Source organism: Cryobacterium sp. TMT1-2-1 (assembly GCF_004403955.1).
GTDB lineage: Bacteria > Actinomycetota > Actinomycetes > Actinomycetales > Microbacteriaceae > Cryobacterium > Cryobacterium psychrotolerans.
In genome coordinates this window covers 19254-42157 of sequence record NZ_SOHC01000054.1, presented here as the reverse complement: position 1 = coordinate 42157, position 22904 = coordinate 19254, and the positions used below count along the sequence as shown (strand labels likewise).

General features: G+C 67.3%; 24 protein-coding genes and 1 pseudogene. 12 read left to right on the top strand and 13 right to left on the bottom strand.

The window, feature by feature from the left end:
- Window positions 1-95 precede the first annotated feature (95 nt).
- The 3 genes from E3T33_RS15445 to E3T33_RS09715 form a co-directional block, all read right to left on the bottom strand.
- On the bottom strand, window positions 96-344 hold the full coding sequence (locus E3T33_RS15445) for a hypothetical protein (RefSeq protein WP_198417065.1): 249 nt from the start codon (window positions 342-344) through the stop codon (window positions 96-98).
- A gap of 184 nt (window positions 345-528) precedes the next feature.
- Window positions 529-948: a prevent-host-death protein gene (locus tag E3T33_RS09720; protein WP_134575223.1), complete on the bottom strand. Its 420-nt coding sequence runs from the start codon at window positions 946-948 to the stop codon at window positions 529-531.
- A 65-nt stretch (window positions 949-1013) separates the two neighbouring features.
- On the bottom strand, window positions 1014-2897 hold the full coding sequence (locus tag E3T33_RS09715; protein ID WP_134575222.1) for an FAD-binding monooxygenase: 1884 nt from the start codon (window positions 2895-2897) through the stop codon (window positions 1014-1016).
- A gap of 248 nt (window positions 2898-3145) precedes the next feature.
- Here E3T33_RS09715 and E3T33_RS09710 point away from each other — a divergent pair, with 248 nt between their 5' ends.
- A complete protein-coding gene (locus tag E3T33_RS09710; RefSeq protein ID WP_092324521.1) occupies window positions 3146-3346 on the top strand; it encodes a hypothetical protein in 201 nt (66 codons plus the stop codon).
- 75 nt (window positions 3347-3421) lie between these two features.
- Window positions 3422-4408: a squalene cyclase gene (locus tag E3T33_RS09705; protein WP_092324470.1), complete on the top strand. Its 987-nt coding sequence runs from the start codon at window positions 3422-3424 to the stop codon at window positions 4406-4408.
- On the opposite strand, the gene E3T33_RS09700 is transcribed toward E3T33_RS09705, so the two are convergent.
- A complete protein-coding gene (locus E3T33_RS09700; protein WP_134575221.1) occupies window positions 4391-4870 on the bottom strand; it encodes a nitroreductase/quinone reductase family protein in 480 nt (159 codons plus the stop codon). The genes E3T33_RS09705 and E3T33_RS09700 overlap by 18 nt on opposite strands.
- Window positions 4871-5106: 236 nt before the next feature.
- Between E3T33_RS09700 and E3T33_RS09695 the strand changes: the two genes are divergently transcribed.
- Complete coding sequence (locus tag E3T33_RS09695; RefSeq protein ID WP_092324473.1) at window positions 5107-5403, top strand: zf-TFIIB domain-containing protein; 297 nt, start codon at window positions 5107-5109, stop codon at window positions 5401-5403.
- Here the strand turns inward: E3T33_RS09695 and E3T33_RS09690 are convergent.
- Window positions 5302-5714: pseudogene (locus tag E3T33_RS09690) on the bottom strand (hypothetical protein); the annotation flags it as partial. The gene E3T33_RS09695 and the pseudogene E3T33_RS09690 overlap by 102 nt on opposite strands.
- Before the next feature lie 107 nt (window positions 5715-5821).
- Window positions 5822-6718 carry a LysR family transcriptional regulator ArgP gene (locus tag E3T33_RS09685; RefSeq protein ID WP_092324474.1) on the bottom strand — a complete coding sequence of 299 codons (897 nt, stop codon included), beginning with the start codon at window positions 6716-6718 and terminating at the stop codon, window positions 5822-5824.
- Window positions 6719-6789: 71 nt separating this feature from the next.
- On the opposite strand from E3T33_RS09685, the gene E3T33_RS09680 reads away from it, so the two are divergent.
- From E3T33_RS09680 to E3T33_RS09670, 3 genes are all read left to right on the top strand, one after another.
- Window positions 6790-7470: a LysE/ArgO family amino acid transporter gene (locus E3T33_RS09680; RefSeq protein ID WP_092324476.1), complete on the top strand. Its 681-nt coding sequence runs from the start codon at window positions 6790-6792 to the stop codon at window positions 7468-7470.
- Between the two features lie 66 nt (window positions 7471-7536).
- Complete coding sequence (locus tag E3T33_RS09675) at window positions 7537-7923, top strand: helix-turn-helix domain-containing protein (protein WP_134575220.1); 387 nt, start codon at window positions 7537-7539, stop codon at window positions 7921-7923.
- Window positions 7924-7935: 12 nt separating this feature from the next.
- Complete coding sequence (locus tag E3T33_RS09670) at window positions 7936-8430, top strand: SRPBCC domain-containing protein (protein WP_134575219.1); 495 nt, start codon at window positions 7936-7938, stop codon at window positions 8428-8430.
- Between the two features lie 9 nt (window positions 8431-8439).
- Here E3T33_RS09670 and arsA read toward each other — a convergent pair whose 3' ends face one another.
- The 7 genes from arsA to E3T33_RS09635 form a co-directional block, all read right to left on the bottom strand.
- Window positions 8440-10230 (bottom strand): arsenical pump-driving ATPase, encoded by a 1791-nt coding sequence (arsA, locus tag E3T33_RS09665; protein WP_134575218.1) that lies wholly within the window; start codon window positions 10228-10230, stop codon window positions 8440-8442.
- A 7-nt stretch (window positions 10231-10237) separates the two neighbouring features.
- Complete coding sequence (gene arsD / locus E3T33_RS09660; protein ID WP_134575217.1) at window positions 10238-10657, bottom strand: arsenite efflux transporter metallochaperone ArsD; 420 nt, start codon at window positions 10655-10657, stop codon at window positions 10238-10240.
- Window positions 10658-10810: 153 nt separating this feature from the next.
- The gene (gene trxB / locus E3T33_RS09655; RefSeq protein ID WP_134575216.1) at window positions 10811-11785 is read right to left on the bottom strand and encodes a thioredoxin-disulfide reductase; all 975 of its coding nucleotides are present in this window, start codon (window positions 11783-11785) and stop codon (window positions 10811-10813) included.
- Complete coding sequence (locus E3T33_RS09650) at window positions 11782-12447, bottom strand: arsenate reductase ArsC (protein ID WP_134575215.1); 666 nt, start codon at window positions 12445-12447, stop codon at window positions 11782-11784. The genes trxB and E3T33_RS09650 overlap by 4 nt, the downstream gene beginning before the upstream one ends.
- A gap of 12 nt (window positions 12448-12459) precedes the next feature.
- Window positions 12460-12870, bottom strand: coding sequence for an arsenate reductase ArsC (locus E3T33_RS09645; RefSeq protein WP_092324484.1), 411 nt, complete (start codon window positions 12868-12870; stop codon window positions 12460-12462).
- Window positions 12871-12947: 77 nt separating this feature from the next.
- Window positions 12948-13889, bottom strand: coding sequence for a metalloregulator ArsR/SmtB family transcription factor (locus tag E3T33_RS09640; RefSeq protein WP_092324485.1), 942 nt, complete (start codon window positions 13887-13889; stop codon window positions 12948-12950).
- 45 nt (window positions 13890-13934) lie between these two features.
- Window positions 13935-15248, bottom strand: coding sequence for an FAD-dependent oxidoreductase (locus tag E3T33_RS09635; protein ID WP_134575214.1), 1314 nt, complete (start codon window positions 15246-15248; stop codon window positions 13935-13937).
- A gap of 91 nt (window positions 15249-15339) precedes the next feature.
- On the opposite strand from E3T33_RS09635, the gene E3T33_RS09630 reads away from it, so the two are divergent.
- From E3T33_RS09630 to E3T33_RS09605, 6 genes are all read left to right on the top strand, one after another.
- Entirely contained in the window at window positions 15340-15690 is a 351-nt protein-coding gene (locus tag E3T33_RS09630) for a metalloregulator ArsR/SmtB family transcription factor (RefSeq protein ID WP_092324523.1), read from the top strand.
- Window positions 15687-16406: an MIP/aquaporin family protein gene (locus tag E3T33_RS09625; protein WP_092324488.1), complete on the top strand. Its 720-nt coding sequence runs from the start codon at window positions 15687-15689 to the stop codon at window positions 16404-16406. The genes E3T33_RS09630 and E3T33_RS09625 overlap by 4 nt, the downstream gene beginning before the upstream one ends.
- 103 nt (window positions 16407-16509) lie before the next feature.
- Entirely contained in the window at window positions 16510-17118 is a 609-nt protein-coding gene (locus tag E3T33_RS09620) for a DUF4395 domain-containing protein (RefSeq protein WP_092324490.1), read from the top strand.
- 61 nt (window positions 17119-17179) lie between these two features.
- Window positions 17180-18688, top strand: coding sequence for a DUF3375 domain-containing protein (locus E3T33_RS09615; protein ID WP_092324491.1), 1509 nt, complete (start codon window positions 17180-17182; stop codon window positions 18686-18688).
- Entirely contained in the window at window positions 18678-19415 is a 738-nt protein-coding gene (locus E3T33_RS09610; protein WP_166784456.1) for a DUF4194 domain-containing protein, read from the top strand. Before E3T33_RS09615 ends, E3T33_RS09610 begins: the two co-directional genes overlap by 11 nt.
- The gene (locus E3T33_RS09605) at window positions 19412-22789 is read left to right on the top strand and encodes an SbcC/MukB-like Walker B domain-containing protein (RefSeq protein ID WP_134575213.1); all 3378 of its coding nucleotides are present in this window, start codon (window positions 19412-19414) and stop codon (window positions 22787-22789) included. Before E3T33_RS09610 ends, E3T33_RS09605 begins: the two co-directional genes overlap by 4 nt.
- Window positions 22790-22904 lie beyond the last annotated feature (115 nt).

Here is a 22904-nt window from a genome sequence, read left to right as displayed (position 1 = left end):
ATTCGATCCGAGCCCACTGGTCATCGGTCAGGAGAGCAGTACGAGACATTCCTCCACCCTCCCAAACGAATCACGATTCGATTAGGAGACACGCCCTAGCCCCGGTTTTGTTGTTCAGTCAGCTTCACTGCGAGCAGGTTTGCGGCTTCTCCCGGTGTCAGAGTCAGAATGCTGGCCTCGTCCACGCCGAGTTCGCTGAGTGCTCGGATGAGGTAGAGCGGCAGAGCGTTATCGGCGCACTGGTTCTTGGGTGCGCCCCGATCGGGGAGCCGCCCTTTGCGGACGCACGCCCAGAAGATATCCACGGTCACTTCGAGCTGCTCTCGTAAGATATGTGACCACATGCTTGGAGAGTATGTCGATTTGTCGAGGGGCTTCGAGATGCGGGTTCGAAGGATTCGCCCGTCCCATAGCGTCAACTCGTACGTGCGATGGTGCGATACCGGCCGGCCCGTAGCTCCGCGAACGATGCTCCAGCCTTCTCCCTCGCAGAACTCGTCGTGGTGCTCACGCGTGGCAGCCGGGTGCTTACTCACCACCGCACTCAAGCCAATCGAGGAGCTGATCCTCGTCGGAGAGCTTGATCAGCTGAACGAGCGCCCAATTGGCCGTGTGGTTGGGTGCACCCTGGAGCCGGTCCTCCCAATCATCCGCGTATTCCCGCAGTGACAGAGCGAGGTCTGCGAGAGCGCCAGAGATATCCTCGCCCTCCGAGACAAAGGGGCGGTCCTGCATGAGGGCGATCGTACGCCCGTCCTCCCTGTACACCTTCACACGGGGCGAGACCGTGCGGTGGAAGTATCCGCGGAGCTTCTCGGCCGGCATAACTGCCGACAAGTGGGCGTCGCGGAGCACGGTAACGATGCGCCCCTGCTCAGTGGCGTCGAGGACGTCCTTGAGGTGCAGACGTGCGTCAGTGAACGAGCCGTAGTCGGCTGTGATTGGCATGGCTCTTCTTCTCCGTTGGGGACGTACATGAAGTACATCACGTACATCGTAGCGCGTCCAGCCGGCTACCGGGCGAGCAGCATCTGCCGGAAGAACGCAGCCAGCGCCGCGGTCGCCGTCAGCGGCAACACGTTCGCCACGTACTGGTCCGGACGCACCACCACAACCGCGCCACCGCGGTTGATGCCGCGGAGCTCGAAGATGTCGTGCTCCGGGTCTGCGGCGTACACCTTCTCGTAGTCGATCAGCGCGAACGGACCGGTCTTCGGCAGGAACGCGCCGGGAACCCGGCCGATGTCCACGCCGGCGTGCGCCTGCTGGTAGACCACCTTGACGTCGAAGACGCTGTCGATGTCGCTCCCCGCGGGAGTGTGCACGAGAAGCGGCGAATCAGGCGAGGTCTGCATCCAGTGCGCCCAGTCCGCCAGCGCCGAGGGCTCACCGGATGCGGCGGCATCCGCGAACGCGTACGCGCGCCAGCGCCCATCGGCGCGGTGGTGGTGCCCCAGCTGCACCGGGTTGGCGTCCGCGACGCGAACCACCGGGGCGGACTTGAAGCGCTTGCCGACCGGGAACCCGGTGGCGAGTTCCTGGTGGGTCGACTCGCCAATCAGCATCGACGCCGGGTACTGCGTCATGAAACCGGCAGGGAACTCGGCGGTCTTCGTGTAGAACTCCTCCAACGGCACGTCGAGCTCCTCCGGCTTTTTCGCCATCAGGCTCGACCACTCCTTGTCGAAGTCGATGAGGTTCCTGGCGATGACCTGACGCTCGGCCGAGTAGGTGCCGAGCAGGGTTTCGGGGCTGCGGCCGTCGAGCACATGGCCGAGCTTCCAGCCCAGGTTGAAGCCGTCCTGCATCGAGACGTTCATGCCCTGGCCGGCCTTGGCGCTGTGCGTGTGGCACGCGTCACCGGTGATGAAGACGCGCGGCGTGTGGGTGCCGATCTCGTGGGGGAGCACGTCGTCGAATCGGTCGGTGAGACGATGGGCGACCTCGTACACGCTGTGCCAGGCGACGTTCTTCACGTCCAGCGTGTAGGGGTGCAGGATCGCGTTCGCTTTCCCGATGATTTCGTCGATCGTCGTTTTTCGCACGGCCCCATTGTCGTCGTCGGCCACGTCGCCCAGGTCGACGTACATGCGGAACAGGTAGCCGCCCTCGCGCGGAATGAGCAGGATGCTTCCGCCCGAGCCGGACTGGATCGCGCATTTCGTGCGAATGTCCGGGAAGTCGGTGACCGCGAGCACGTCCATGACCCCCCAGGCGTGCTTTGCCTGGTCGCCGGCGAGCGTGCAGCCGATGGAGTCGCGCACGCCACTGCGGGCACCGTCGGCGCCGACCACGTATTTGGCGTGAACGGTGCGCTCCTGTCCCGCCCGTTCCCCGGTGGTGTGCGCGAGCGTCACCGTGACGGGATATTCGCCCTCGTTGCTATTCGACAGGCCGCGGAACTCCAGGCCGAAATCAGGCTTCATTCGCGTCGGCGAATTGGCCATCACCTCGGCGAAGTAGTCCAACACGCGCGCCTGGTTGACGATGAGGTGCGGGAACTCGCTGATGCCGGTGGGGTCATCCACCGCGCGAGCGGTGCGGATGATGCGCGACCGGTCGCTCGGGTCCGGCTTCCAGAATGCCATCTCGGTAATGCGGTAGGCCTCGGCGATGATGCGCTCCGCGAAACCGAACGCCTGGAAGGTCTCGACGCTGCGGGCCTGGATACCGTCGGCCTGCCCGATCGGAAGGCGTGCGCCGCGGCGCTCCACGATACGAGTCGTGATACCCGGGAACTGGGAGAGCTGGGCTGCGGTGATCATGCCCGCTGGGCCCGTTCCGACGATGAGCACGTCGACATTCTCGGGGAGCTCGTCGGGACGGTCGAGGCCGACCCCTGCGGCGTCCTGGATGCGCGGGTCTGTGGATACGTATCCGTGGTGGTGGAACTGCACGGCTTCCTCACTTCGTTGTGGGCGAATCGGACATCACTGTCGCTGTATCTTCGATAATCCAACGCGCAGTTCTTTTGTCGCTTTCTGAATCGTATATCATCTGGCTGGCCGCGGTGCTGTGCGACGAAGACGCGCCCGAACAACGCCCGGGACTGGTGCCGAGGCGCGGGGGTGTCGCTTTGCGGGCACTGCGGCTATCTTTATGCCGATGGAGTAGTCAGGAAGACCTCGTGGAAACGGAGGATCGGATGGGTACGGACAGCCGGGCACGGGTGATCGTGCGAGAGGGACCATGGGGATTCGTCTTCTTGTTGGCGTACATCGGAGCCGCCATCTACTTCATCTCGATGTCAAGCGGATCATTCTGGGGCGTCATCCTCGGACTGCTCCAGGCGGCCGTCTGGCCGGTCTACGTCATCTACCACGTGTTGGTGCTGATCGGCGCCTGATCGCCCCGCCTGAGCCCAGGCTGCTACCCGTGCCTTTCCGCAACGGGTTCGTCGCAGCGCGGTAGCCTGTCGGCCATGAGCCTCGACCCCGCCCTGCTCGACTGGATGCTCGACGCCGACCCGGCGCTGCGCTGGCGGGTCGAGCGCGACCTGGCCGGCGCGCCACCCGACGTGTGGGGCGCGACCCGGGCCCGAATCGCGACGGAGGGGTTCGGTGCGCGGCTGCTCGCGCTGCAGGAGCCGGACGGGCAGTGGGCGGGCGGGGCGTACTTCCCGAAGGACTTCGACTTCGAGGGCCCCGAGGCGGCCGATGACGCGGGACAGCCGTACACCGCGACGACGTGGTCGCTCAACGCGCTCCGCGACTGGGGCCTGGATGCCGCCGTCCTGGCCGGCACGGCCGACCTGCTCGCCGCGAACAGCCGCTGGGAATACGAGAACCTGCCGTATTGGGGAGGCGAAGTCGACTGCTGCATCAACGCGTTCACGCTCGCCAACGGCGTCTGGCTCGGGGCGGATGTCTCCGGCATCGCCCAGTGGTTCCTCGACCACCAGATGGCCGAAGGCGGCTGGAACTGCGAGTGGGTCGAGGGCTCGACCCGGTCGTCATTCCACTCCACGCTCAACTCGCTGAAGGGCCTGCTGTACTACGAGGCTGCGACCGGAGGCAGCGACGCGCAGCGCGCTGCCCGACGAGCCGGTGAGGAATACCTGCTGCAGCGTCGGCTGCTGCGCCGGCTGTCCACCGGCGAGCCCGTCGCTCCATGGGCGACGCGGTTCGTGTACCCGTTCCGCTGGTTCTACAGTGTGCTGAACGCGGCGGACTACTTCCGGGCGGCGGCGCTGCACGACGGGACGGCCCCCGATCCGCGGCTCGCCGACGCCATCGAGGTAATCCGCGCCGCCCGGCGCCCCGACGGCACCTGGCTGCAGGAGCGCCGCCACCCCGGGCGGGTGTGGTTCGAGGTCGATGTGCCGGCCGGCGAGCCGTCCAGGTGGCTCACGTTCTACGGCACGCGGGTGCTCGAGTGGTGGGATGCTTCCTTAGCTTCCGGGTCCTGAGATTCTGGGTTCGAAGACCACCACGGCCGTCTCCGTCGGCCGGCGGCGGGCGTAGCCGTCGAGATCCTTGTCGAGTGACCGCCAGAGGTCCCAGAGCCGGGCACGCTCCGCCCCGGTCGCGGCGTGGGCGACGACCTCACGGGTCCCGTCGGTGAGCTGCACCCGGGCCTGCGGGTGCGCCTGCAGGTTCAGCCACCACGCGGGTTCTCCTTCGCCCCAGCCGTTCATCGCCATGGTCACCAGGTTCGGGCCGTCCTCGAAATAGCCGACGATCACCGAGCGCTCCTGACCGCTGCGGCGCCCGATTGTGGTCAATCGCAGTGCGCCCCAACGCTCGGCCCGAGCGGGCCACAGGCCGCGACGCCCGCCGGTGAACCGGACCAGGGCCCGGTGCACCTTCCAGAAGAGCACGATGAACCATCGCGGCTGAAGTCGCGGGGTCCGTTCGCTCTCACCAGGCATCCTGATCAGCCCCTTCCGTCGTCGACACCGGTCATGGTAGCGGGGTCTGGTCACCCGCGCGCCCTGCCTGGAGGCGACGTCACGGCATGTAGTCCCGGTCGGCCGTTCCTCGTGGTGCCTGCCGGCGAGCATGAACAACTGCGGTGTATTGTGCGGCCGCCGCGGGCCGGTTGCCAGCTTGAGGCAATAGGTTTTTTCCATGGATAGGATCGCCCTTCCCCTGGATTGGATTGCCAATGAAATGCCCCACCGATGACACTCTCCTGGTCATGACAGACCGCTCGGGGATCGAAATTGACTACTGCCCCCAGTGCCGGGGTGTGTGGTTGGACCGTGGCGAACTCGACAAGATCATCGAGCGATCTTCGATCGCTGCCGTGCCGCAGGCATCCGCCCAGCCTCCAGCCGGCTACCCGGCGAACGACGGCTGGTCACGCGGCCGCACGGACGACGCACACGGCCAGTCCCACGGCGGTTACTCGGACGGGCGAAAGCGCAAGAAAGAGAACTGGCTCAGCGAGCTCTTCGATTGAGCCGAATCCGGCAATCACCAGGGCAGCGATCGAATCCGCCCACCCCCACCCCCGCAGAGAGTTGAGCAGCAGTCCACCGAGGTGCGCTGCGGACAGTAGCTGCACATCAGGGTCTGCTTCGAGTCCGCCACGGCCGACGCCGACCCCAGCTCACGGCCGGTGCGGCGCTCCAGCCAGCTCAGCACCGGCATGACGGCAGCCAGCGCGATCCCGACCGGGCTGTGCTCCGCTTCGCGAAGGCCAGAGATCGACGGGTCGGCATCGACAATCACGTGGGCGGCCAGGCCGAAGAACGCGTACGCGATGACGCGTTTCGTTTTCGGGCGGATCGGTGTCGCGAACGTCGACGACCATGCACTGACTATACAGTCACCACTGATCTGTGGAGGCCTCACCGCCAGGTGCGCCGTGCGTCGGACTAAGACCGTCTGAGCCGTGCCGCAGCCGCTTCCCGCACGACGTGCGTGAGGCCGTCGAGCAGGGGAGAGGCGAGGTTCCACCGCTGCCAGTAGAGCCGAACGTCGACCGGATGCTTCGGCGCGAGCTCCACGAGGGCGCCGGCGCGGAGGTGGGCGTCGGCCTGCTGCTCGGGCAGAAGACCCCAGCCGAGTCCAAGCACAATCGAGCGGGCGAAGTCGGCGGAGGTCGGGATGAGGTGCCGAGGTCCGGACGGCTCGCGGCCGGTTGCCGTGCGCACAAAATCGCGCTGCAGCTCGTCCTTCCGGTCGAAGTCGACGACTGGGATGCGGTCGAGGTCGGCGAGGTCGCCGCGGGGGTTCCAGCGTGAGAGGAAGGCGGGGGAGGCGACGGCCTTGTAACGCATGACCCCGAGCAGACTCGACGTGCATCCCTGCACGGCCTGTTCCGCCGCTGTCACTGCGGCCATGACGGTGCCGGAGCGAAGGAGGGAGACGGTGTACTCCTCATCGTCACGGTGCACGTCGAAGATGGCGCCGAAGCGCTCGTGGGCGGTTGCGAGGGCGGGCAGGAACCAGGTCGCGAGTGAGTCCGCATTGACGGCGACGGCGATCGAGTACGTCGCCTGTTCCTGGCCGTCCTCGCCCAGATCCCGGCGAAGGTCTTTGCCGAGTAGATCCACTTCGCGTGCGTAGCGCGCCACGCTTTCGCCCGCGGCGGTGGCCCGGGCGGGATTCGTGCGTTGCACGAGCAGCTGCCCGGTCGCCTCCTCCATCGCCTTGATGCGCTGGGATACTGCAGAGGCGGTGACGTGCAGGCGCACAGCGGCGGCGTCGAACGTGCCCTCGTCAAGGACCGCCACGAGGGTCCGCAGATGTTCGAGGGAATACGACGGCATTAGCTCTCCTAACGGTGAGTAAGAAACATTAGCTGTTCTGTCGTCAGGCGGCTGAGTAGGGTCGAGGAATAATGCAGATCGTGATTGCGCCCTTGTTGATGGGCCTCGGAACCGGGCTCGCCCTCATCGTCGCCATCGGGGCCCAGAACGCGTTTGTTCTGCGGCTCGGCATCGCCGGCCGGGGCCGGGAGATCCTCGCCGTCGTCGCTATCTGCGCCGCATCCGACATCGCGCTCATCGCCGCCGGGGTGCTCGGCATCGGTTCCGTGGTCGAGCGCTTTCCCGTGGCGCTCATCGTGCTGCGCTTTGTCGGCGCTGCCTTCCTGATCGGCTACGGAGTGCTGGCCGCTCGCCGCGCGGTGCACCCAGGTGCGCTGCGCGTCGACGACGGCGCGGTGCCGCCGGCTCCGGGCGCTGCCGAGGCTCAGGGCGGCAGCACGCTGACCGTCGAACGCCCAATCCGTCTCCGCGCAGCGGTGGTGACCGCACTGGCTTTCACCTGGCTCAACCCGCACGTGTACCTCGACACCCTGATTTTCGCCGGATCGATCGCCAACCAGCAGGGTCCTGACCTGCGCTGGTGGTGGGCGGCCGGCGCCATGATCGCGAGCCTCGTCTGGTTCTTCGCCCTTGGCTTCGGCGCCCGCCTGCTCCGGCCGATCTTCGCTCGTCCGGGGGCATGGCGCGTTCTGGACATCTGCATCGCAGTGGGAATGATCGGCCTCGGGCTTGGCCTCGCAATCGCCGGCTGACCGACCGAGCCTGCCGGCATCCGAACCCCTTGCGGCACCACGTCAGGAAAGCTAAAGTACAACCAAATGGTTGTAGAAAGCGTAGTGGACGACGAAGCGGACCGCATCTTTCATGCGCTCGCTGATGCGACGCGCCGGGACATCGTGGTGCGTGTCGTCCAGCAGGAGCAGTCGGTGTCGACGCTCGCCGCAGGCTATGCCATGAGTTTCGCGGCGGTCCAGAAGCACGTGGCGGTGCTCGAGCGGGCGGCCCTGGTCGTCAAGGAACGCCGGGGGAGGGAGCAGATCGTGCACGGAAACCTCGAAACCGTCCGCCGGGCCACCCGCCTGCTTCAGCGCTACGAGGAACTCTGGCGGTATCGCGTGCAGAACATCAGCAGCATCCTGTCCGAGGACCGAGAAGAAGACCGAGTTGAAGACCGAGTTGAAGACCGAAAAAAGGAAAACGAGTAAGGGAGAAAGTTCATGACTGTCGTCAGTTCACACAAAGACCCGGAGGCGCTGACCCTCACGTTCGTGGCCGAGTTCGACGCGAGCGTGGAACGGGTGTGGCAGGTGTGGGAGGATCCCCGCCAGCTCGAGCGGTGGTGGGGCCCGCCCACGTGGCCGGCCACCTTCGACCGGCACGACTTCGTGCAGGGTGGCCGGTCGAACTACTACATGACCGGCCCCGATGGCGAGAAGGCCCGCGGCTGGTGGGTGATCACGTCGATCCAGCCGCCGCGCCGGCTGGAGTTCGACGACGGTTTCGCCGACGAAAACGGTGAGCCCGTCGGCGACATGGGCGCCACCCACGGTGTCGTGACGTTGGAAGCATCCGAGGTTGGCACCCGGATGACCGCCGTCACCACGTTCGAGAGCGTGGAGCAGCTCGAGAAGATGTCGGCCATGGGCATGGAGGAAGGCATGCGGGAGGCGCTGGGCCAGATCGATGCGCTGCTGGCCGAAGTGAGGGCCTGACCGGTCCGGTCAGGCCTGGGCGTCTGCGGCCACCTCGACCGGGCGGCCTTCCTGCAGGGCGCGCAGGGCCGGGATGCCGACCGGCTCGGCCGAAAGCAGGGGGACAACGGCCAGCCTGTCCGCGTAGCGGCTCTGCACCTGGTCGATCTCTGCCAGCTCGTTCGCGGCCCGCGCCCGGAGGAAGGGGGAGTCCGGCGCCGCGGCCGCGATCGAGTTGTTGATGATCCAGGCCCACGGCGTGATGCCGGCGCGGCGCAGGTCTTCCTGCAGCTCGGCTGCCTCGAGCACCGGGGTGGTCTCGGCGAGGGTGACGAGCAGCACCTTCGTCTGCTCCGGGTCCTGCAGCTTCATCATCGGGGTGGTGAGGTGCATGGTGCTGCCGACCTGGCGCTTGACCTCCCGGTCGTAGGAGCCGGTCGCGTCGAGGAGGAGCAGGGTGTGGCCGGTCGGCGCCGTGTCCATCACCACGAATTTGCTCTTCGCCTCCCGGATGACGCGGGAGAACGCCTGGAACACGGCGATCTCCTCGGTGCACGGGGAGCGGAGGTCCTCCGCCAGCATGGCCAGGCCCTGCTCGTCGAGGTGGGCGCCCTTGCTGCGCATGACCGAGTCGGTGTAGCGCTGGATCTCTACGGCGGGGTCGATGCGGGAGACTTCGAGGTTGTCGGCGCCGCCGTGGAGGGTGTCGGCCAGGTGCGCAGCGGGGTCCGTCGTCGTCAGGTGCACCGGGAGTCCGCGATCGGCGAGTGCGACGGCGATGGCTGCCGCCATGGTGGTCTTGCCGACGCCGCCCTTGCCCATCAGCATGACGAGCCCGTGGCCTGCGGCGGCGATGTCGTCAACGAGGGCCGACAGCGGCGCGTCCGGCGTGACCAGCGAGGCATCCGCGGGGTCGGTGGGGGAGTTCCCGGGCTGGAGCAGGCTCCGCAGGGCGGGCAGGCCCACCATGTTGTTGCTCTTCAGGTCGATGTGGTCCGTCGGCAGCGCTTTCACGGCCTCGGATATGTCCGCGAGGGCGAGGCGTTCGCGGCTGTGGATGGACGTCGCCAGGGGGTCGGTCCCCGCGACGTCGGCGGGAAGGATGCCGTTGACGACCAGATACTGGTTGCCCATGCCGATCGCGGCCAGTTCCGTGTGGGTTCGGGCTGCCTCCTGCAGCGTGGACTGCTGGGCCCGGGCGACCAGGACCAGCCGGGTGCGCGCCGGGTCGGCGAGGGCGGAGACGGCTTCGGCGTAGATCGCCCGCTGCTTTTCCAGCCCGGAGAGCGGGCCCAGGCAGGAGGGGTCACCCTTGCCTTCGTTGAGGAAGTCCGTCCAGGATCCCGGCAGCCGCAGGAGCCGGATCGTGTGGCCGGTCGGCGCGGTGTCGAAGATGATGTGGTCGTAGGCGGCGGTCCAGGCGGCATCCGTGAGGAGGTCGGTGAATTCGTTGAACGAGGCGATTTCGGTGGTGCAGGCGCCGGAGAGCTGTTCCTCGATCGAGGCGACGGCCGCGGCCGGAAGCACGCCGCGCACCGGTCCGACGATGCGTTCCCGGTACTGCTCCACGGCCTGCTCCGGATCGATTTCCAGGGCGGACAGACCCGGCACGGAGTCGATCGGGGTGACGGTGTTGCCGATGGTGACGCCGAAGACCTGGCCCACGTTGGAGGCCGGGTCGGTGCTGACGAGCAGAACGGATGCCCCGGCATCGGCCAGACGCACGGCCGTCGCGCAGGCGACGGAGGTCTTGCCGACCCCGCCCTTGCCGGTGAAGAAGAGGAAGCGCGGGGCGGCGTCGAGGAACTTCAGAGCAGTCATTATCGTTCTAGCAGCAGCTGGTTCCGCCGCAGCAGGCGGAATCGCCTTGTTCCGTGGCGGCGGCCGCGGCGGTGGCCGTGGCGGTGGCCATGGGCAGCAATCGTGCCGCGGGGACCGGGGCAACGGCAAGGCCGGCCCAGCGGGCCAGCTCGGCGCGGGTCGGGTAGCGGCCGGTCAGCACGGTGGCGCCGTGGACGAGCACGACGGGGAGCCCTTCCTCGCCGGCCGTGTGCAGGAAGGTGCGGGCGGTGTCGTTTTCGGCGAAAGCCAGCGGCTCCTGGGCGAGGTTGAACCGTGCGACGTCGCCACCTTCGGTGCGTACCCAGTCCATGTCGGCCGAGAACGTGATGAGCTGCTGGTCGACGTCCACGCCGCAGATGCCCGTGCCGCAGCACAGACCGGGTTCGAAGATCTGGATGTTAGTCATGAGTCAACCGTTCCTTAGTCGCCGTTGTCAGAGACAGAATGCTCGTGGTGGCGGTCTACCCACTATATCGACGGTTGTCGATGCAGCGCAACGTGTGGACCTGCCAATCGCCGGTGTACTTCAGGCCGGGGAGGCCGTCCGCCGTGAGGGGACTCAGACCGTGACGGATGGCGCCGCCTCGTGTCGCTCGTACGAGGCCAGTCCGTGCGCCGAGAGGTAGTGTTCGGCGTCCAGGGCGGCGGCGCAGCCCGTGCCGGCGGCGGTGACCGCCTGGCGGTAGCGGCGGTCGACCAGGTCGCCGCAGGCGAAAACGCCGGGAAGATTCGTTTCGGTGGTCGGGTGGCCCACGAGCACGTAACCGTCGGCGTCGAGGTTCACCTGGCCGGTGACGAGTTCGCTGCGAGGGTCGTGCCCAATCGCGATGAACAGCCCGGTGGCACCCATCGCGGAGAGCTCACCGGTCACGGTGTCGCGCAGCGTCAGGCCGGTCAGAGTCTCGTCGCCGGTGGCCTCGACGACTTCGCTGTTCCAGCGGGGGTGGATCTTCGGATTCGCCAGGGCGCGTTCCTGCATGATCTTCGAGCCCCGGAACGAGTCCCGGCGGTGGATCAGGGTCACGGAGTCGGCGAAGCGGGTGAGGAACATGGCTTCCTCCAGCGCGGAGTCGCCGCCACCGACGACGGCGATGTCCTGGCCGCGGAAGAAGAATCCGTCGCAGGTGGCGCACCAGGACACACCGTGCCCGGTGAGGTGTTCCTCGCCTTTCACGCCCAGTTTCCGGTAGGCGGAGCCCATGGCGAGCACGACGGCGTGCGCCTGATAGGTGGTTCCGTTGCCGGTTGTGACGGTCTTGATGTCGCCGGTCAGGTCGACAGTGACGGCATCGTCATAGACGAGCCGTGCGCCGAATCGCTCGGCCTGCGCGCGCATCTCCTCCATCAGGTCGGGTCCCATGATCCCGTCGCGGAATCCGGGGAAATTCTCGACCTCCGTGGTGGTCATCAGGGCGCCACCCATCTCGACGGAGCTCGTGAGCACGACCGGCTCAAGCCCGGCGCGGGCCAGATAGGTCGCCGCGGTGTAGCCGGCCGGGCCGGACCCGACGACGATCACGTTTTCGACGCTCATGCTTGTTTGTCCTTTGGGGAGAGTGTTTCGAGGAGGTGCTCGACCCGGTCCTTGATCTGGTCGCTAATCACGCGGACCTCGTCGAGCGGCAAGTCAGCAGGATCCGTGAGCGCCCAGTCCTGGTACTGCTTGCCGGGGTAGATCGGGCAGGCGTCACCGCACCCCATGGTGATGACGACGTCTGCGGCCTGCACGACGTCGTCGGTGAGCGGTTTCGGGAACGCCTCGCTGAAATCGAGTCCGATTTCGGCCATCACCGCCACGACCTGCGGGTTGAGTTCAGGGGGGGGCGCGGAGCCCGCGGAACGTACGTGAACGGCCCCACCGGAGAGCGCGTTGGTGAGCACGGCCGCCATCTGGGACCGGCCGGCGTTTTGCTCGCAGACGAACAACACCTCGGGAACCGGGTGCTCGATGGCGCCTTTGGCCTGCGCGAGCGCGGTCAAACGGTCCGTGGCGAACCGGATCGTGTTCGTCACCACGTACGCCTTCACTTTCGACGTGCGCAGCAGCGACACGTAGGACTCGAGCACATAGCGCTCGATCGTTTCGGCGCCGAAGACGCCGGCGAACTTCACGGTCAGGTCCCGGGCGAGGCGCTTCAGGTGCTCCTCCGGAAAGGTCAGGCCCGGCAGGGCCCGGTGCGCGCCGGCGTCGCTCATTGTTCGCGCGTCTTAGGCCGCGGCGGGAAGGATCTCGGCGAGCAGCTTCTCGATCCGTGCCTTGATCTCGTCACGGATCGGGCGGACCGACTCGATGCCCTGGCCGGCCGGGTCGTCGAGTTCCCAGTCCTCGTAACGCTTGCCGGGGAAGATCGGGCAGACGTCGCCGCAGCCCATGGTGATCACCACATCGGATTCCTTCACGGCGTCCGTGGTGAGCACCTTGGGCACGTTGCCGGCGATGTCGATGCCCTCTTCGGCCATGGCCTCGATCGCAACCGGGTTGATCTGGTCTTTGGGGGCGGAGCCCGCGGAGAGAACCTCAACGCGGCCGTGGGACAGGGCGGCCAGGTAGCCGGCGGCCATCTGCGAACGGCCTGCGTTGTGGACGCAGACGAAAAGTACGGTGGGCTTGTCAGGCATGGCGTTTCCTTTGCTCGTGGCGGCTTGACTAAAGCATAGACGGCCATCTATGGGTTGTGAAGAGTTCAGACGGAAATTCAGCTGCCGTTCACCCTGGCGGCCGACATCTCAATCTCGGTCAGCAGGTCACGCACTCGCCGGGTGATGTCGTCGCGAACCGCGCGCACGCCGTCGAGGGGCAGGCCGACCGGGTCGGCGAGATCCCAGTCGAGGTAGCGGCGGCCGGGGTAGACGGGGCAGGCGTCGCCGCAGCCCATCGTGATCACGTAGTCGGCGGCGCGCACGACTTCGTCGGTCAGCGGTTTGGGGTACTCGCCGGCGATCGGGATGCCGACCTCGTCGAGCACGTTGATCACGAGCGGATTCACGAGCTCGGCGGGCTCGGACCCTGCGGTCCTGACGCGCACTCGGTCCCCGGCGAGCGACCGAAGGATCGCGGAGGCCATTTGGGACCGTCCGGCGTTCTGCACGCAGACGAAGAGCACCTCGGGCGTCTCGTCGGTGACCAGGTTTTCGACGGTCGCCAGGGCGCTGAGCCGTTCACCGGCGAACCGGCTGGTGAGGGACGGCAGGTAGCGGGTGATTCGGGCTCGCTCGGCCAGGAGCGCGTAGCTTTCCCCGACATAGCGGTCGATTGTCTCCACGGAGAAAACGCCGCGGAATCGCATCGCGAGGTCCTCGGTGATGCGCTCCAGCACCGCCGGTGCCAGCGGAATCGGTGGCGCACCCCGGCGCGCGCGCAGCACCTCGGTCACGTCCGCCTGTCGGCCCGGCGCGACGGAATACCAGGCGACGCGGCCGTCCTGCTCGCGCTCGAGGAGACCCTCTTCGACCATGACCCGCATGTGGTGGCTCACGGTCGGCTGGCTCAGCCCCAGCGCAGTGGCGAGCTGTCCGACGAGGGCACGGCCGCCGGGACTGTCGACGACCATCCCGAGCAGCTGCACCCTGGTCGGATCCGTCAGCACCTTCAGGCTCCGGGCGATACCTGCAGCGGCGTCGCGAGTCGGAATGGCCATGAGCGTGAGTATAATCGGGCGAGTGCCGCCGCAGCCTGTGGTGCATCAGCAGCAGCTCGACGCGCCGCCACCGCCGGTGGAGCAGACGCCGGTGACCGGGAGAACGAGCTGCACCTGCCGGGCGGCAACACGGTTGCCCGCGAGTTCGTCCGCGATCGAGCGCACCTGCTCGTAACCGGTCGCGAGGAGGAACGTGGGCGCGCGTCCGTAGCTCTTCATGCCGACGATGAAGAAATCCCGCTCGGGCTGGGTCAGCTCGGCCACCCCGTGCGGCGACACGGTGCCGCAGCTGTGCAGGTTCGGGTCGATCAGCGGAGCGAGGGCAGCGGGGGCCTCCACGATCTCATCGAGGGAGAGACGGATCTCGCGCAGCATGTCGAGGTTGGGCCGGAATCCGGTCGCATTCACGATGACATCCGCGCGGACGTGTTCCAGGCCTCCGCGGCGGTTTCCGACGATGTCGACGCCGTCGCCGTCTCGCTCCAGTCCGACGATTTCGAATCCGTCCACCTGGCTGATCGCGCCGGATTCGGCGAGGCGGCTGACGGAAGCCCCGATCGACGCGCGAGCCTGAAGCTCGTCGTCGGCCGAGCCGAACACTCGCACCGCTGCTGTGTTGCGAATGATCCAGGTCACGGTAGTGCCGGGCTCATCTCGCGCAAGTTGCGCCAGGTTGATCAGGGTGTTGGCCGCGGAGTGCCCCGCTCCGACGACGGCCGTGTGCTTGCGGGCGAAACGGTGACGTTCGGCGCCGAGGACGTCGGGCAGGGCATGGCTGACGAGGTCGGCGACGCCTCCAAATCCCAGCGGGTCGAGGCCGTTCGAGCCCAGGCTGTTGGGGTTCAGGTACGTCCCGGAGGCGTCGATGACGGCGGCCGCGCGGACATCCGTGATCTCCCCGTCGGCTCCGGCAAGGCGCAGGATGAATGCGCGGGATCCGCGGCCGACGGTGCGGGTGCGGTCCATCCCTTCACGGCTGACCGCTGTGACGGTCGTACCGGTGCGGATGCGGGACGCGATGGCGTCCAGGGCGGCCAACGGCTCGAGGTAGTGGGCGATCAGCTCGCTCCCGGTCGGAAGTGAGGACTCGTCGGGCTCGGTCCAGCCGCTGGCCAGCAGGAGTCGCCCGGCCGCGGGATCGACGAGATGCTTCCAAGGGGAGAACAGCCGGGTGTGCCCCCAGGCGGCCATGCTGCTGGCGATGCTCTCGCCGGCCTCGTAGACGATGAAGTCGATGCCGCGCTCGTGCAATTGTGCGGCGGCGGCGAGCCCGATCGGTCCCGCGCCGATGATCGCCACGGGCAATGTGCCGAGGTGAAGGTTTCGGGCTGCAGGAGCCGTCAGGTCGATGAGTGTCATGTCGATGCCGTCCCTCTATATTGATTGTTGTCGATGAATGAATCCTGCCCCACAATATCGACAGATGTCAATGTTGACTTATGCTGGGCACATGTCCACTCCCACCTTGCTTCCGCTGGCCGAGACCGAGGTCTGCCGGGCTCCGCTGACCCGGCAGCCCCTTGACGCGGAGCAGGCGGTGGACCTCGCCCGTCTCCTGAAGGCCCTGGCCGATCCCGCGAGGTTGCGGTTGTTGTCGATCGTTGCGGCTTCCGAAGGCCAGCAGGCGTGCGTGTGCGACCTGACCGAGCCCGTCGGCCTCAGCCAGCCCACGATCTCTCACCACCTCAAGGTGCTCATGGAGGCGGGTTTCCTCAGCAGGTCCAAGCGCGGCACCTGGGCCTATTACGCCCTGGTCCCCGGGGCACTTGACTCCGTCGCGACCGTGCTCGTCACGGCATGAGCGAATTCGCCCGGCGAGTTTCTGCCGAGTTTCTGGGGAGCCTGCTGCTGGCCGCACTCGTCGTGGGTTCCGGCATCGCGGCGCAGCAGCTTTCCCCGAGCGACGTGGGATTGCAGCTGCTCCAGAACGCCCTCGCCACGGCGCTGGGACTGTTCGCGATCATTCTGATCTTCGCGCCGGTCAGTGGCGCCCACTTCAACCCGGTCGTCTCTCTCGTCGACGCGGCGCTCGGGCACCGGGCCTGGCGCGACGTGGCGGCCTACGTGCCGGCGCAGATCCTCGGCTGCATCTCCGGAGCGGTCGTCGCGAACCTGATGTTCGGGCTTCCGGCTGCGAGCATCAGCGCGACCGAGCGCCTCACGGCCCCGCATCTGCTGGCTGAGGTCGTGGCCACCGCGGGACTCGTGCTCGTGATCTTCGCTCTCGTCCGATCGGGCCGGGGTCACCTCGCGCCGGCCGCGGTCGGCGCCTACATCGGCGCCGCATACTTCTTCACGAGTTCCACCAGCTTCGCGAACCCGGCGATCACCATCGGCCGGATGTTCTCCGACACCTTCGCCGGCATCGCCCCGTCCGCAGCGCCGGGCTACATCGCCGCGCAGCTGGCCGGGGGACTGCTCGGCTTCGCCCTGGTGCGGCTCTTCTACCCGAGCGCCGGCCAGGGCGTCCGAGCCGCACAGGCGAAGGCCCCGGATCCGGCGGCGGCACTCCCGTAGGTTTCGGGCGCCGGGATCACAGGGCGACAAATACCCCCTGGGGTATAGTTCATCCTGTTCGAGGCAGTCAACGAAGGAGAACTCCCATGTGCGGTGCAGCCGAATGACGAGTTCCGCGGAACGTGCGGACGAGGCCCCCGTCATCGGGGAGTTCGTCGACGGCATCACCATTCCCGTCATCAACGAACGCGCCGTGCGCGCGTCCGCGGGGCTGCTGTTCCTGTTCGGGACCATCGGGTTCATGACCGCGGCGCTGACGGGGGACTTCCAACTCCTGCGCATGTTCGGCATGACATTCATGCTCGACATGATGATGCGCTTGTTCGTCGGCACCCGGTTCACGCCGAGCCTGATCATCGGTTCGCTCATCGTTCGGCGTCAACGCCCCGAATGGGTCGGTGCCGAGCAGAAGAAGCTCGCCTGGACATTCGGCCTCGTGATGGCGTTCGTCTCGTGCGCCGCGATGGGTTTCCTGGGCCTCAGCGGGGAGATCACGCTGGCGCTCTGCAGCGTGTGCCTGGTCCTGCTGTTCATCGAGAGCGCCTTCGGGATCTGCGTCGGTTGCGAATTCCAACGGCTGTTCAGCAAGACGAAGCCGGAACTCTGCTCGGGCGACACCTGCACGTACGTGCCGCCGAAGCGCGGTGAGCGCCATTCGGTGTCGTCGGCGTCCGAGCGTGACGGACAGCCAGGCGAGCTCAAGCGATCGTAGGGTGACGATCGCCGCGCAGCGGCGACTACGGTTGAGGAGGCCCGAGAGAGGACTTCCATCAATGAGTGAAATCGCGGGCGAACTGGCGCGGGTGCGCGAAGCCTTCGACAGACCCACGCTGCGCCTGCTGGACCGCAAGTGGGCGCCGTTTGTGCTCGCCGTGTTCAAGTCCTCGTTCAGCCGCGACCGGCGCAGTGTGCAGGCCGACCTGCTGCACACCCAGGTTGACGCCTACCTGGCCGACCTGCGCACGGTCGGCAGCGATGTCCCGCCGGGCAAGAACGGCCGGGCCCTCTGCGTGCAGTGGATGAACGACCAGTGGCTCTACCGGGAGACGGGGGAGGGCGACGAGGAACACTATTCGCTCACCTCGCACGCGCTGGAAGCGCTGCTCCTGGTCGAGAGCCTGTCCCGGGACCGCGCGCTCATCAGCGAGAGCCGCCTCACCACGATCGTCGACACTGTTCGCCACCGCGCGACGCAGGCCAACCCTGACCGCGAGGAACGCATCCGTCGTCTCGACCTCGAGATCGCCGAGAAGACGAGCGAGCGCGATCGCCTCGAGGGCGGCGGCGAGATCGCCCCGGTGTCGAACGAGGCGATGCTCGAGGGCTACGCGAACCTCGTCGACCTGATCAACCAGCTGCCGAGCGACTTCAAACGCGTCGAAGAGTCGGTTGCCGCCATGCACCGGCAGATCGTGAACGACTTCCGCGGCGAGGAACGCCCGATCAGCGAGGTTCTCGACGAGTACCTCTCCAAGACGGATGCTCTCATGTCTGCGACTCCGGAGGGTCGCGCCTTCGAGGGGGCCTTCACCCTGCTGCGCAACGACGCGCTGCTGCAGGAGCTCAAAAGCGATCTCGAGACGATCCTGCTGCACCCGTTCGCCCTCGAGCTCACCGCCAACGAGCGACGCGGTCTCATGGGCACCGTGCGCCTGATCCGCAAGGGCATCGACGACGTGCTGACCCAGCGGAACGGGCTGAGCGAGACCCTGCGCGAGCACATCGTCAACCACGATGTCGTCAAGGACCGCGAACTCGAACGCCTGCTGCGCGAGATCAACAAGGAGCTCGCGACCTGGATGCAGACCGCCGGCCCGCGTTCGGTCGTGACGGCCGAACTCATGCCGGGAACACTCGAGGTCGAGCACCTCCGGGAACGGTTCTACGACCCGGCTGCGCACCTGCCGCCGCCGGACCTCGAGGACGTCTCCGACGACGCGCCCGAGCCGCCGAGCCTCGACGACATGCGCAAACAGGGCGGCCCGCTCCTCGAGGAGCTGCGCGACGCCATCGTGACGGCCTTCACCGACGGGGACGCCGCATCCGTCGGTGATGCGTTCAACGACCTGGATGCGAACCTCCGCCGTCCGGTCGAGATCCTCGGGATGCTGCAGATCGCCACCCAGATCGACGCGGTCAGCCGCGCGCAAACACTCGAACGGTTCGAAACCGTGAGGCCGGATGGCTCCATCCGCAGCTTCGAGGTGCCACGAATCATGTTGAACGAGCACGAAACCGCGGCACTGGCCGCCCTGAACTATGGACCCGATCATGACGCCTGAATTGACCGACGAGTGGACCGCCGAGCACGCTGACGACGAGCGCGCGGACGAGGAAAATGCGACGCCGGACGACTCGTCGCAGAGCTTCTCGCTGTTCGAGGGCGACGAGGGCGGACTCACCGTGGAGCAGCGCCGAACCCTGGTGCTGCTGCTCAAGCACCGGTACATCTCCGCGGCCCTCCAGCCGGCGGAATGGCGCACCCTCCTGGCCTCCCGGAGCCTGCTCAAGTCGCGCCTGAACGACGTATTCCTCGACCTGCATGTAGACCTCCATTACGAGGTGGCGTTCAAGCGGCAGGCGGTCGCGGAGGGCGGCGACCGGTTCCCCACCCTCCTGCACGATGTCTCGTACACCCGGGAGGAGACGATCCTGCTCGTGCTGCTGCGCCAGCGGTTCCGCAGCGAGCGCGCCAACGGCCACGACATCGTCATTGTCGACCGCGACAACCTGGTCGACAACGTGGCACATTTCCGCCCGGAGCACGCCACCGACCGCTGGGGAGATGCCCGCAAGGCCACCGCGGCCGTCGACAGCCTCGCCAAGGCCCGGGTCCTGCTGAAAACGAGCGACCCCGACCGGTTCCGCATTTCCGCCGTGATCGAGGTGCTGCTGCCCGTCGACCGGCTGAACGAACTGCTGGAATGGCTGGTCACCCAGAACGGCGACGACGCCGAATTAGAAGAGACTGACGAGACCGCCGAGCCACGACTGGAGGCCATCTCATGACCATGACCGATTCCCCGCTGTTCTACGCCGATGGCCTCACCGAAGGCACCACCCAGTGGAAGGCCGAGTCGTTCCAGATGGTCAACTGGGGTGGCTTCCAGGGGCACCACGAGGTCGCCTTCGCGCCCTCGGCCACCCTGGTCTCCGGCGCATCCGGCACCGGGAAGAGCAGCCTCCTCGACGCCTACCTGGCGCTGATGATGCCCTCCGATACCCCCTTCAACGGAGCATCCAACGACGCCGGCTCCGGGCGCGCGCGCAGCGTCGACCAGCGCAACCTGATGACCTACCTCAAGGGCAAGACCGACTCCAACCGGGAAGCCGGAACGGGCCAGATGCGCGACCAGGTGCTGCGCGGCGTGAACGCGTCTACCTGGGGCGCGGTGTCGATGACGTTCGTCGATGACAACCAGCGTCGCTTCACCGTGCTGCGGGCCTACTTCGTGCCTCGCGGCGGCAGCAAGTTCGCCGACATCACCATGAAGATGGCCACCAGGGACGGCTACCTCGACCTTCGCGACCTGGCCGAGGCCACCGAGTCCCGGTTCGACAAGCGGGCGCTGAAGGCCCGGTTCCCCGACCTGGATGTCTTCGACACCTATGCGGCGTTCGCCCAGACCCTCTACACGCGCCTCGGCATCGGAGCCAACGGCGAGGGCGGCAAGGCCCTGCGCCTGCTCGCACGCATCCAGGCCGGACAGCAGGTCAAGACCGTGGACGGTCTCTACAAGTCGATGGTGCTGGAGGAACCCGCCACCTTCGCAGCCGCCGACAAGGCCGTCGACCACTTCGAGGACCTGGAACGCTCCTATGGGGCCATGGTCACCGAGGCGCAGAAGGCCAGGGTGCTCGAGCGGCTGCCCGACCTGCACCGCGACTACGAGACGGCCACCGAGAAGGCCGACCTGATCGACACCTTCGGGGTACACCGCTCCGGGGACACGCCTTTCGGCCTGTGGCAGCTCCAGGCGGAACGGCGCCTGCTCGAGGGGGCCGCCGACGCCAACCGGGAGCAGCGCCGTGGCAACCAGGCGGAGTCGACCGCGGCGCGGGATGCCGAGAGCGAGTTGAAGACGCGGGTCGCCGACCTCCAGGACCGGCAGAGGGAGAACGGCGGCGAGGTGCTTGTGCGCCTGCAGAACGAACTCGGCCAGCTCAGCAACAAACGCGACGACGTGGCCGGCGTCCGGGCGAAGTTCGACGAACGCATCCGGCCCCTGTCCGCATCGATCGGCTCGCCGGAGGAATTCGGAGCCGCGCAGGGCGCCGCCGAAGCCTTCCTGGCCGGGTTCCCCCGCGCGGAGGCCGGCCTGGAGGCGGAGCGGGCGACGCTGCACCGCAGGTCGTACCCGGTCGAAGAGAGCATTCGCACCCTCAAGACGGAACACGCGTTCCTGACCGGGCGCGCGAGCCTGGTTCCCCAGCACCTGCACAACGCGCGCCTGATGATCGCCGAGGCGGCGGGTATCCCGGCCGAAGAGCTGCCATTCGTGGCGGAGCTGATCGAGATCGCGCCGGGCGAGGAACGGTGGCGCCAGGCGGCCGAGGTGACGCTGGCATCCGTCGTTCGGGTCATGCTCGTCGACGAGACCCGGCTCGCGTCGCTGAGCCAGGCCATCGACCCGCTCCACATCCCGGTGCGCATCCACTTCGAAGGGGTCGCCCTGCACGCGCACCAGGAGATGGTGGGCGACGCCCGGTTCGTTTCCGGCAAGCTCGTCTACAAGGATTCGCCCTTCAGCCGTTGGGTGCAGGATCGCGTGCAGGCGTCGAACCTGGATGCGCAGTGCGTGGCCACCCCCGCCGAACTGGTGGGGGACGGGCCCCGGGTCACGCCGAGCGGGCAGACCCGCAACGGCAAGCGCGGTGCCCACGGTTGGAACAGCGACCAGAAGTCGATCATCGGTTTTTCCAGCCGAGCTCGCCTGGAGGAGATCACCGAGGAGCTGGCCCGGCTGAAGGCGACCGCCGACGCGTCGTCGGTGGAGGCATCCGCCCTCGGGAACCGCATCGCCGACCTTCGCGCACGGAAGGTCGCCCACCAGTACGTCATCGACATCGCCTGGCCGACCATCGATGTGGATGGTGCGGAAGCCAGGATCCGCGACAAGGAGGCCGAGCAGGAGCGCCTGCTGGCCAACAGCGACGTGCTGCGCGGGCTGAAGGACGAGGAAATTCGGCTGTCCGCCGAGCTGGAGCGAGCCCAGAAACGCAAGCACGTCACCGATCTCGACGCACAGGGCCTGCGCGACGAACAGGAATTGATCGTGGACCGCCAGGATGCCGTCAGCGGCACTCTCGATCGCATCGACCGGGGCCAGTCCGTGAACTTGTCGGAGGAGCACTCGGCCCACCTGGACGCGCAGTTCGCGTTCGTCGGCGACAAGGATGACCTCGCCGCGTTCGAGGGCGCGGTCAAGCGTCTTCGCGAGCGGCTCACCGAGCAGTCCGCCCAGGACCGCGACAACGCCGCGAGCGCCCGGGACTCCCTGGTTCGCATCTTCGAGACCTTCCAGGGTCGCTGGCCTGACCCCAACATCGGCGTCTCGCTGGACTCGTACACGAGCTACCGGGATATCCTCGCCGCCGTTTACACGCTGGGCCTGCACGAGCGACGGCAGGAGTGGAAGCGGCGGCTTTCGCTCTGGAGCGGCCAGGACCTCGTTCCCCTGATGGGAGCCTTCACCACCTCCATCGAGGAGATCGAGGATCGGCTCCGGCCGATCAACGAGATCCTTGCCACCCTGCCGTTCGGGGCCGGGCGCGATCGCCTGAAGATCGCGCTGCGCCGACTCCACCGCGACGACGCCACGTCGTTCCGCACGGAGCTCAAGGCCCTGTCCTCCGCGGCCGCCCAGGACCTCACCGAGGGCGAGACCGAGAGCCGCTTCACACGGTTGCAGGCCTTCATGGGCCTGATTCGCCGGCCCGAGAGCGGTTCCAGGCAGGAGTCGCAGCGCGATCTTCTTCTCGATGTGCGCAAGCACGTGGAAATCACCGCCGTGCGCACCACGCCGGATGTGGTGGAGGCCAGCACCTACTCGTCCCTCGGCGGCAAGAGCGGCGGGGAGTCGCAGGAACTCGTGGCGTTCGTCGTGGGGGCGGCGCTGCGCTTCCAGCTCGGCGATGAAAGCCGCACCCGGCCGCGTTTCGCGCCCGTCTTCCTCGACGAGGGCTTCGTGAAGTCGGACTCGGAGTTCGCCGGCCGGGCCGTCGCGGCCTGGAAGGGGCTGGGCTTCCAACTCATCATCGGTTCCCCGCTCGACAAGGTCACCGCGCTGGAGCCGCACATGGAGCTGGTGCTGTCGATGACCAAGAACAACAGCACCGGATTCTCGTACATCACCCCGCTGTCCTCCCCGCCACCGGCGTGAGGTGGGCATCCCCTGGTGAATCGCGGACAAGTTGAGTTGCGGACAAAACACCTTAGAACTCAAATCGAAGGCACATTCTCCGCAACTCAGACAGAAGGACCCGAGCGCGGGGATT

Coding starts and splice junctions, on each gene's coding strand:
- E3T33_RS09680 (WP_092324476.1), top strand. CDS start 6,790: ATGCAGATCGTGATTGCGCCCTTGTTGATGGGCCTCGGAACCGGGCTC.
- trxB (WP_134575216.1), bottom strand. CDS start 11,785: ATGAGCGTCGAAAACGTGATCGTCGTCGGGTCCGGCCCGGCCGGCTAC.
- E3T33_RS09650 (WP_134575215.1), bottom strand. CDS start 12,447: ATGAGCGACGCCGGCGCGCACCGGGCCCTGCCGGGCCTGACCTTTCCG.
- arsA (WP_134575218.1), bottom strand. CDS start 10,230: ATGACTGCTCTGAAGTTCCTCGACGCCGCCCCGCGCTTCCTCTTCTTC.
- E3T33_RS09620 (WP_092324490.1), top strand. CDS start 16,510: ATGACGAGTTCCGCGGAACGTGCGGACGAGGCCCCCGTCATCGGGGAG.
- E3T33_RS09700 (WP_134575221.1), bottom strand. CDS start 4,870: ATGCCTGGTGAGAGCGAACGGACCCCGCGACTTCAGCCGCGATGGTTC.
- E3T33_RS09630 (WP_092324523.1), top strand. CDS start 15,340: ATGTCCACTCCCACCTTGCTTCCGCTGGCCGAGACCGAGGTCTGCCGG.
- E3T33_RS09610 (WP_166784456.1), top strand. CDS start 18,678: ATGACGCCTGAATTGACCGACGAGTGGACCGCCGAGCACGCTGACGAC.
- E3T33_RS09605 (WP_134575213.1), top strand. CDS start 19,412: ATGACCATGACCGATTCCCCGCTGTTCTACGCCGATGGCCTCACCGAA.
- E3T33_RS09720 (WP_134575223.1), bottom strand. CDS start 948: ATGCCAATCACAGCCGACTACGGCTCGTTCACTGACGCACGTCTGCAC.
- E3T33_RS09615 (WP_092324491.1), top strand. CDS start 17,180: ATGAGTGAAATCGCGGGCGAACTGGCGCGGGTGCGCGAAGCCTTCGAC.
- E3T33_RS09710 (WP_092324521.1), top strand. CDS start 3,146: ATGGGTACGGACAGCCGGGCACGGGTGATCGTGCGAGAGGGACCATGG.
- E3T33_RS09625 (WP_092324488.1), top strand. CDS start 15,687: ATGAGCGAATTCGCCCGGCGAGTTTCTGCCGAGTTTCTGGGGAGCCTG.
- E3T33_RS09670 (WP_134575219.1), top strand. CDS start 7,936: ATGACTGTCGTCAGTTCACACAAAGACCCGGAGGCGCTGACCCTCACG.
- E3T33_RS09695 (WP_092324473.1), top strand. CDS start 5,107: ATGAAATGCCCCACCGATGACACTCTCCTGGTCATGACAGACCGCTCG.
- E3T33_RS09685 (WP_092324474.1), bottom strand. CDS start 6,718: ATGCCGTCGTATTCCCTCGAACATCTGCGGACCCTCGTGGCGGTCCTT.
- arsD (WP_134575217.1), bottom strand. CDS start 10,657: ATGACTAACATCCAGATCTTCGAACCCGGTCTGTGCTGCGGCACGGGC.
- E3T33_RS09635 (WP_134575214.1), bottom strand. CDS start 15,248: ATGACACTCATCGACCTGACGGCTCCTGCAGCCCGAAACCTTCACCTC.
- E3T33_RS09640 (WP_092324485.1), bottom strand. CDS start 13,889: ATGGCCATTCCGACTCGCGACGCCGCTGCAGGTATCGCCCGGAGCCTG.
- E3T33_RS09705 (WP_092324470.1), top strand. CDS start 3,422: ATGAGCCTCGACCCCGCCCTGCTCGACTGGATGCTCGACGCCGACCCG.
- E3T33_RS09645 (WP_092324484.1), bottom strand. CDS start 12,870: ATGCCTGACAAGCCCACCGTACTTTTCGTCTGCGTCCACAACGCAGGC.
- E3T33_RS09675 (WP_134575220.1), top strand. CDS start 7,537: ATGGTTGTAGAAAGCGTAGTGGACGACGAAGCGGACCGCATCTTTCAT.
- E3T33_RS15445 (WP_198417065.1), bottom strand. CDS start 344: ATGTGGTCACATATCTTACGAGAGCAGCTCGAAGTGACCGTGGATATC.